At 29.3% G+C, this 9,825-nt stretch carries 9 protein-coding genes; 1 reads left to right on the forward strand and 8 read right to left on the reverse strand.

The features are described from left to right. Positions 1–6 precede the first annotated feature (6 nt). The 8 genes from priA to dapF form a co-directional block, all read right to left on the reverse strand. Entirely contained in the window at positions 7–2,409 is a 2,403-nt protein-coding gene (gene priA, locus JG776_RS07730; protein ID WP_291966295.1) for a primosomal protein N', read from the reverse strand. Between the two features lie 135 nt (positions 2,410–2,544). Next, positions 2,545–3,723: a bifunctional phosphopantothenoylcysteine decarboxylase/phosphopantothenate--cysteine ligase CoaBC gene (coaBC, locus tag JG776_RS07735; protein WP_291966297.1), complete on the reverse strand. Its 1,179-nt coding sequence runs from the start codon at positions 3,721–3,723 to the stop codon at positions 2,545–2,547. A gap of 13 nt (positions 3,724–3,736) precedes the next feature. After that, positions 3,737–3,961 (reverse strand): DNA-directed RNA polymerase subunit omega, encoded by a 225-nt coding sequence (gene rpoZ / locus JG776_RS07740; RefSeq protein ID WP_291966299.1) that lies wholly within the window; start codon positions 3,959–3,961, stop codon positions 3,737–3,739. Beyond that, positions 3,954–4,574 (reverse strand): guanylate kinase, encoded by a 621-nt coding sequence (gene gmk / locus JG776_RS07745; RefSeq protein ID WP_291966301.1) that lies wholly within the window; start codon positions 4,572–4,574, stop codon positions 3,954–3,956. The genes rpoZ and gmk overlap by 8 nt, the downstream gene beginning before the upstream one ends. Before the next feature lie 15 nt (positions 4,575–4,589). Then, positions 4,590–4,865, reverse strand: a complete 276-nt coding sequence (remA, locus tag JG776_RS07750; RefSeq protein WP_027307409.1) for an extracellular matrix/biofilm regulator RemA — start codon at positions 4,863–4,865, stop codon at positions 4,590–4,592. An 11-nt stretch (positions 4,866–4,876) separates the two neighbouring features. Further along, the gene (locus JG776_RS07755; protein WP_291966304.1) at positions 4,877–5,755 is read right to left on the reverse strand and encodes a YicC/YloC family endoribonuclease; all 879 of its coding nucleotides are present in this window, start codon (positions 5,753–5,755) and stop codon (positions 4,877–4,879) included. A 118-nt stretch (positions 5,756–5,873) separates the two neighbouring features. After that, positions 5,874–7,034: an aminotransferase class I/II-fold pyridoxal phosphate-dependent enzyme gene (locus JG776_RS07760; protein WP_291966306.1), complete on the reverse strand. Its 1,161-nt coding sequence runs from the start codon at positions 7,032–7,034 to the stop codon at positions 5,874–5,876. A 56-nt stretch (positions 7,035–7,090) separates the two neighbouring features. Then, complete coding sequence (gene dapF / locus JG776_RS07765; RefSeq protein ID WP_291966307.1) at positions 7,091–7,885, reverse strand: diaminopimelate epimerase; 795 nt, start codon at positions 7,883–7,885, stop codon at positions 7,091–7,093. A gap of 82 nt (positions 7,886–7,967) precedes the next feature. Here dapF and JG776_RS07770 point away from each other — a divergent pair, with 82 nt between their 5' ends. Beyond that, on the forward strand, positions 7,968–9,701 hold the full coding sequence (locus JG776_RS07770) for an NFACT RNA binding domain-containing protein (protein ID WP_291966308.1): 1,734 nt from the start codon (positions 7,968–7,970) through the stop codon (positions 9,699–9,701). Positions 9,702–9,825: the final 124 nt, after the last annotated feature.

Raw genomic sequence — 9,825 nt, forward strand, 5'->3', positions numbered from 1 at the left:
ACTCCTTTAAATTAAGCTATATGGATTTAAATCAATCGAATATTTAACTGATGTTGCTCTTGTTTTATCATATATTATTTTATCAATAATATCTATATAATCAAATATACATCCCTTAATCATCATATTCCATCTGAACGTATTTTTAATTTTTGAAATAAAATTAGGAGTTGGACCAAGTATTGTAAAATCACTTGGAATAACCCTTTTTACCTCTTGTTCTATTCCTTTGCATATTTTTATTAGTTCTTCTTCATTATTAGATGTAAAAAGAAAATATGTTAAATCTATGAAGGGAGGGTTATTTAGAAATCTTCTAATTTCAATCTCCTTTTTATAGAATTCATTATAATTTTGTGTTGCTGCAAGTTGTATACTGTAATGTTCAGGCTCATAGGTTTGAATAACAACTTTTCCCTTATCATATCCTCTACCTGCCCTTCCTGATACTTGAACAAGAAGTTGAAATGTTCTTTCTGCTGCTCTAAAATCAGGAAGATTAAGCATTGTATCTGCTGCAACAACTCCAACTAAAGTTACATTTTTAAAATCCATACCCTTACTTATCATCTGAGTTCCTATCAATATATCTGCCTTATGTTCCTTAAAAAGCCTATATAACCTTTCGTGTTCTCCCTTTTTTCTTGTTGTATCCATATCCATTCTAATTACACGTGCTGAAGGAAATAATCTTTTAACTTCCTGTTCAATTTTTTCTGTACCTGCACCAAAATGCTTAATGTACTTACTTTTACATTTAGGACAGAGTTTTGGTATATGCATCGTCTGGCCACAATAATGACATTCAAGTGTATTTGTAGAGATATGGTATGTCATTGATACATCACAATTTGAACACTTACACACATAGCCACACTCTCTACAAGAAACAAAGGTTGAATAACCTCTTCTGTTTAAAAATAAAATGGTCTGTTTATTATTTTTTAAATTTTCTTCAATAGAATTATATAATTCTCTACTAAATATAGACCTATTTCCCGTAATTAATTCCTGACGCATATCTACTATATGTACATCAGGTAAAGTTGAACCGCTTACTCTTTCATCTATTTCTATCAGATTATAAATTCCCCTACTAACATTATAATAGCTCTCAATTGAAGGAGTAGCAGAACCCAAAACTAAAAGACCATCAATTAAATTGACTCTTTGTTCTGCAACCTCGCGTGTTAAATACTTGGGATTTTGTTCTGACTTATAGGAATACTCATGCTCTTCATCAATTATTATCAACTTTAAATTTTCAACAGGAGCAAACACAGCAGATCTTGCACCAACTACAATTTTTGCTTCTCCACGGCTTATTCTTCTCCATTCATCATATCTTTCTCCATCTGATAGCCTACTATGAAGTATTGCCACCTTATCCTTAAATCTTCCTTTAAATCGCTCAACGGTTTGAGGTGTTAAAGATATTTCAGGTACTAAAACTATTGCCCCATAATTTAAATTAATGAAGTGTTCAACTAAGTTTAGATAAATTTCTGTCTTACCACAACCTGTAACACCTCTTATTAAAGTAACCCTTCTACCTTCTCTATATTCATTTAATATGGATTCAAATGCCTTCCTCTGAATATCCGATAAGATATGTTTTGGATAATTGGCATATTCTGTTGCAACCTCTCTATATACTTCTCTTTCAAATATTTCAATTACACCTTTTTCTTCTAATGATTTAATTGTAACTCTTGAGCAACCTAATATATCGATAAGTTGAGATAACAGAACTTCATTTATATTATTATTTAAAAAATACTCTATAATATTTCTTTGTTGCTTTAATTTTTTATTATTTAATAATTCTATTGCCTTTTTATTGTCTTTAAGTCTTACTAATTGGACTGTTTTTTTATTTAAATTTTGTTTTGTTTCTATTTTTAAATCTATAATACCCCTATTTCTCATACTTATTAAATCTGCTCTTTTTATATTAATTGACTTTAAATCAATTTTAAGATATTTATCTTTATTTAACATTGATAAAAACTGCTTTTCTTTTTTAGAACATATACTACAATCTTCTGTAATTATCTTTGCTTCAATACACTCTGAAATTCCCATTTTAGGTGGAAGAATAGAATAGATTGCTTCACTTAATGTACACACATATTTTTTCTTCATAAAATACGCAAGTTTAATCAAATCCTGAGGTAAAATAAATTCCTCATCGATAATATCATAAATCTCTTTATATTTAATTTCTTCTTCACTTTTTCCCTTTAGCTCTAAAACAACACCCTGAGTAAGTTTATTTGACGCTCCAAAGGGAACAATTACCCTCATACCTATTTTTATACTCTCCTTCAAACTATCAGGAACAGAATAATCAAAAAGCCTATCGATTTCTTTAGAAGGATTATCAATACATATAGATGCTATTATCATATATTATCCTCCACATCATAAAAAGCTCTTCTTTTATAAAAGAAGATTATATGGTTAAATTATAAAATACTTTAATTTCATTTTATCCTACAAGTTATAAGTACAAAAAAAGAGCAGAAGTGCTCTTTTTTCTGCTTATTTAACTAACAAATCAAGTATAGTATGTGCTACATCATCTTTAGACATATTTGGGAAATCCTTAACACTACCAAACTTGTCTATAATTTTTATAGTGTTTGTATCTGTTCCAAAACCACTGTCCTTTTGACTTACATCATTTGCTATAATATAATCTAAATTTTTCTTTTTAATCTTCTTTGTTGCATTTTCTAATATATCATTAGTTTCTGCAGCAAATCCTATTACAACTTGTTTGGATTTTCTCTCTTTTAATTCAAACAATATATCCTTATTTCTGGTAAGCTCTATTTTAAAATCATCATCTGATTTTTTTATTTTTATATTGCTTTTTTCTTTAGGTCTATAGTCTGCAACAGCTGCCGACATAATCAAAACATCACATTTATCAAATCTATCACTAACAGCTCTATACATATCATCTGCACTATATACGTTTACAACATCTATAAAGGATGGTGGGGTTAAATCTGTTGGACCTGTAATAAGTGTTACATTTGCTCCTCTATCCCTTGCCGCCTTTGCTATAGCATAGCCCATCTTACCTGTTGATCTATTTGTAATAAATCTAACAGGGTCTATATCCTCTCTTGTAGGCCCTGCTGTTATCAAAATATTTTTACCTACTAAATCCTTCTCTTTATAAAGGAGCATTTCAATATATTCTACTATTTTTTCTGGTTCTGCAAGCTTACCCTTTCCAACTGCTCCACAAGCAAGTCTACCTGATTCAGGTTCTATAAAATAATATCCCATTGACTTTAAGAATTCTATGTTTCTTTGAACTATTTTATTTTCATACATATTAGTATTCATTGCTGGTGCTATTAAAACTGGAGCCTTAGTTGCCATAACCGTTGTTGTCAGCATATCATCTGCAATTCCATTTGCTATCTTACCTATAACATTTGCTGTTGCTGGTGCTATTACAAAAACATCTGCCTTTTCAGCAAGTGAAATATGTTCTACCTCCCAAGTTTTTGGGTCTTCGAACATATCAACCACAACATAATTTTGGCTTAACGATTGAAAACTAAGGGGTGCAACAAATTGGGTTGCTGATTCTGTCATAATTACATATACATTTATCCCCCTTTTTTTCAGCCTGCTTACAATATCTAAAGCCTTATAGCAAGCTATTCCTCCAGATACCCCTATTACAACATTTTTTGACATATAAACACCTCAATTATTTTATACCTGATTTTAAGCTCTCATATTTAATTTTTCCTTCATTTATTTCATTTATAGCAATGGTAACAGGCTTGTTTGAATTTACTTTAACAAGAGGTTCTGACTTATCAATTAGCTGTCTTGCACGTCTTGCTGTAACTACAACAAGTGAATATCTATCGCTAACCTTTTGTAATAGTGAAACAATTGATGGATTAATCATATTAGTATTATTAGTCATTTAAAAATCCCTCCTGCAAAAATATATAGTTTCCCTTTAATCTATCAACTCTACACTTTTCTGCTACAATTATCGCTTCAAGTCTTTTAACTGCATCTTCTACTACATCATTTACAATAACATAATTATAATTTGCAACATAATTAATCTCTTGAAAAGCTGATTTAAAACGCTTTAAAAGAGATTCTTCTGTTTCTGAACCCCTCTTTTTTATTCTATTTTTTAGTTCCTCCATTGAAGGTGGCATAATAAATACAAATACACCTTCTGGATATTTTTCTTTAACCTTAAGTGCACCTTGTATATCTATTTCTAATATTATATCATTTCCTTCATTTAATATACGTTCAACATTTTCTCTTGGAGTTCCATAATAATTATCATAAACTTCAGCATATTCTAAGAACTCATCATTATCAATCATCTGTTTAAATTTATCCTTTGAAATAAAGTAATAATTTATTCCCTCTACTTCATTTTGTCTTGGACTTCTTGTAGTACAAGACACTGATAATTTTATTTCTGGATGTTTTTCCAAAAGTGCCTTACAAATTGTACCTTTACCTGCACCTGATGGCCCAGAAATTACAATTAAAAGTCCTTTATTTTTCATAGCATTACCCTTCCTTTATTCTTCTGATTCTTCTATTACATCTACTTCTTCTTTTGTTGATAATCTATGTGCAACAGTTTCTGGCTGTACTGCAGATAATATAACGTGGTCACTATCTGTGATAATAACTGCTCTGGTTCTTCTTCCATATGTAGCATCAATTAACATTCCTCTGTCTCTTGCCTCTTGAATTATTCTTTTTATAGGTGCTGATTCTGGACTTACAATTGCAATGATTCTATTTGCTGATACAATATTACCAAAACCAATGTTTATTAATTTTATTGCCATTATTGTTCCTCCTATTCAATATTTTGTATTTGTTCTCTTATTTTTTCTACTTCACTTTTAATTTCAACTACAATGTTTGTAATAGTAAGATCATTTGATTTAGAACCTATTGTATTTGTCTCTCTATTCATCTCCTGAACTAAAAAATCAAGCTTTTTACCTATTGGTTCATCGGAATTTAAACTTTCCTTAAATTGCTTTATGTGGCTTCTTAATCTAACTATTTCCTCTGTTATATTACACTTGTCTGCAAAAAATGCAACTTCATTCAAAAGCCTTGCCTCATCAACCTCAATATCCTTTAAAAAATCAGAAATTCTTTGATATATTTTTTCCCTATACTCTTCAACCACCAAATCTGATCTTTCATCAATTTTATTTACTAATTCAGCTATTTTATCACATCTTGTTAATAAATCCTCGCTTAATTTTATACCTTCTTTTTGTCTCATGTCAATAAACATATTTAATGCATTTTCTAAAGCAGTGCTTAAAACCTGCCAAATTTCTTCAGTAACCTCTTCCTTCTTTTCAATACTCAACACATCTTGAAATTTAGATAACCTTGAAACTGTTATATCATTCTCTAAATTCAGCTTTTCACTCATAATTTGTAGGGCATCACAATAGGCCTTTGCTATATTTTCATCAAGCTTTACCTCTATGTCATCCTTACTAAATTTATCCTGTGATATGTAAACATCTATTTTACCTCTTGATATATATGAGGATATAAATTTTCTAATTTTATCTTCAAGAGACATCAAATGTTTAGGATATCTAATATTAATATCTAAATACCTATTGTTTACAGATTTTAATTCTACAGTAAACGCTCTGTTGTTTATTTCAGAATACCCTCTTCCGTATCCTGTCATACTCTTTACCACAATTTCACCTTCTAACCTTTAATCTTTATTTTTTCATTCTTTCTTATTATATCTAATGTATACACAATTTTTCAAGATTATTTTATAAATCTCCTCCATAAATTATGGAGGAGATTTATTAAAAATCTATCGCTTTTATATTGTCCATAGCTTCCCTTAAGTCTAAACTATTACAGGTTAATGATATCCTTGCAAATCCTTCTCCTCTATCACCAAATGCATTTCCAGGTGTAATTAAGACGTGGGCTTTTTCCAATAGTATTGTACAAAATTCCTCTGATTTATAATTGTCTGGTATTTTAAACCAAACATAGAAGGTTCCCTCCGAATCAAATACTGTTAGATTCTTTGACTTTAAAGTGTCTACCACTACTTTTCTCCTTTCTGTGTATATATCGTTAATGAAATCTACATATACATCAGAAAAATCAAGTGCAAAGGCAGCTGCCCTCTGTATTGGAATAAACTGACCTGAATCAAAATTGGATTTAACTGAAACAATTCTACTTATTGCCTCTTTATTACCAACAACATACCCAACTCTCCATCCGGTCATACTAAACATCTTCGAAAGACTACCAAATTCTATAGCTATGTCCTTTGCTCCAGCAACCTGTAATATACTTAAGGGCTTTTGTGCATTAGATATAATTTCAATATAGGCGGCATCATTTGCTATTAATATATCATTTTCTTTTCCAAACTTAATTAAATTTGTATAGAACTCAATATTAGAAACTGCACCTGTTGGATTGTTAGGATAATTTGTAACAAGAAGCTTTGCTTTCCTTTTTACATCTTCATATATATTTTCTAACCTTGGCAAATACTTTTCTTCATATATTAAAGGCATTGTATATACATTACATCCTGCTATATATGCACTTGCTCTATAAACAGGATATGCGGGATCAGGTATAATAACATAGTCATCTATATCTGTAAGTGCAAGAAACATATGTGCTATTCCTTCTTTAGAACCTATGAGCACAGCAACTTCATCCTTATAATCTATATCCACATTAAACCTTCTTTTGTAATAATTTGCTATAGACATTTTAAGTTCCTCTATACCATCATATGGTGGATATTTATAATAGTTAGGATATTTTAATGCTTCAGTTAAATAATCTACTATAAATTCTGGAGTCTCGATATCTGGATCACCTATACTTAAATCTATCACTTTTATGCCCTTTGCATTATAGCTTGATTTTAATTCATCAAGCCTGGAAAAAATATATTTGGGAACCCTATTTAATCTGTTAGACAATTTCAAACCGTCTCTCTCCTAAAATTACTTTAATAATATAATATTCAAAATACTATTTTATGTCACAAAAGTAGTTTTCCTTCACATACAAATTCAGCAGGTCCCTCCATAAAAACATAATTATTATATGTTATTTTTAATTCACCTAATTTTAAATGAGCATTTACTTTATTATTAGTAAAACCATTTATAAAGGTTGCAACAACACTTGCACAAGTTCCTGTACCACAGGCAAGGGTATATCCTGCTCCTCTTTCCCAAGTTCTAATCTTAATATTATTTTTATCAATTACCTTAACAAAGTTTACATTTGTTCCTTTTTTGAAAATATCTAACTTTTCTATTACTGGTCCATATTTTATTACATCTTCATCAACGATTTCTTTAACGTATACTATTGTATGAGGAACTCCCATAGTCATTGTAGTTGCTTCAAACTCCCTACCTAAAACATCAATCTTATAATATTTTTTATACTCTTCTATTATTGGGAGTCCCATATTAACCCTTACAGTCTTTACATTATCATTTTCAAGAGTCAAAATTACCTCAAGAACACCTGCCCCTGTCTCTACTTTGAAATTTTGCTTTTTTACTATTCCTTTCTCATATACATATTTACTAAAACATCTTAACCCATTTCCACACATTTCAGCTAAACTTCCATCGGAATTAATTATAGTCATTTTTATATCAGCACAATTTGATTCTTCAACTATTAGTATACCATCTGCACCTATACCTATGTGCCTATCACATACTTTTTTTGCAATATCACTCCAGTCTTTATTACTTAATTCTTTTTTTTCAAAAACAATAAAATCATTACCAAGTCCATGCATTTTTACAAAATTCATTTTATCTCCCCCATTATAACTATTACATTTTATAATATATTATGTTATACTTATTTAAAAAAGTCTACTGGAGGTTTTAAATATGCCATTTGACGGATTAGTAACCTATAGCATAATAAACGAACTTAAAGAATTTATAAATGGTAAAATAGATAAAATATATCAACCCAATACTGAAGATATAGTATTGATTTTAAGAAGAGAAAAAATTTCAAAGAAGCTTTTAATATCTATAAATCCAACATCCTCAAGATTTAATTTTACAGAACAAAATATAGAAAACCCAATGAAGCCACCTTCATTTTGTATGGTATTAAGAAAGTATATACTAAATGGAAGAATTTTAAACATTGAGCAGATATCCTTAGACAGAATTTTAAAAATAACTATAGAAGTAAAGGACGAACTTGGATACGCAAATACATATTATCTAATATCAGAAATAATGGGAAAACACAGCAATATAATACTTACAAACTCAGAATACATAATAGTTGATTCTTTAAAGCATATAGATTTTACTATTAGCTCTGCAAGGCAAATTTTACCTAAGCTTAAATACGAACTTCCACCAACAAAGAAAAAAATTAATCCACTTGAAATGACAAAGGATAACTTATTAAAAATACTTATAGAAAATAAATCAAAAAAATTATCAAAGGCATTAATTGATAATTTCTATGGTATAAGCAATACATTTTGCCAAATTATTTGTAAAGATAAAGGCGATTGTGAAATACAAACCCTGTCATCCGATGAACTTGATATCATTGCAAATAATTTCTTCTACTACATAGCAAGACTAAAATCTAATTCAATAGAATGCAATATCTTTATAAACTTAAAAGGATCTAAAGACTTTTATGTTTTCAAAGTAACAAATACACCAAATGAAACCCTATATAATACAGCAAGCCAAATGATAGATGCATTCTATTTCAATAGAAGTTCTGAAATTACAATGAAGCAAAAATATAAGGATTTATATAAGCTAATTGAATCGCTATTTGAAAAAACTAACAAAAAGATTGAGTCCTATGTAAATAAAATAGAAGAATGTAGGGATTATGAAAAATACAAACTATATGCTGAACTAATATTAGCAAATCAATACTCAATTGACATTAATAGCGATGCTGTTATGCTTCAAAACTACTATGATGAAAACCTTAATTTAATTGAAGTACCCTATATGAAAGGAATGACTCCTATTGAAGTGTCGCAGCAATATTATAAAAAATATAACAAAAACAAAAATACATATGAAATGCTTAGTAAAAATTTGGTAGATTCGATTAAGGAAAAAGAATATTTAGAAACAGTCCTAATAAATCTTGAAAATGCAACAGATTCTGAAACTATAGAAGAAATAAGAAATGAACTGATTCTAAATGGATTTATTAAAAAGAAGATTACAAATAAATCACCTAAGTCACAGCCTATGCACTATATTTCCTCCGATGGATACGACATATTTGTGGGTAAAAGCAACATACAAAACGACTTTTTAACATTAAAATTCGCCTCCCATAATGATATCTGGATGCATACTAAAAATATACCCGGCTCCCATGTAATAATAAAGTCAAAAAACGGGGAAGTATCTGATAATGCACTTTTAGAGGGAGCTCTACTTGCTGCCTACTATAGCAAAGCTAAAAACTCAACAAATGTACCAGTTGACTATACAGAAAGAAAAAATGTTAAAAAGCCTAACGGTGCAAAACCTGGTATGGTTATATATTATACAAATAAAACAATATATGTAACTCCATCAAGTGAAAAAATTGATAAAATAAAGATAGCTGGGAAATAACTTCTATTTTATGTCTTTAAAAAATGGTTCTATAATAAATGTTGGGGCGTAGCCTCAGCATATTTTTTTACAAAAAATATGCACCTGTTTTAGATGCCTGGTAAAATTAAATTAATCACAAAAA

This window comes from Caloramator sp., assembly GCF_020054765.1.
Taxonomy (GTDB): domain Bacteria; phylum Bacillota; class Clostridia; order Clostridiales; family Caloramatoraceae; genus Thermobrachium; species Thermobrachium proteoclasticum.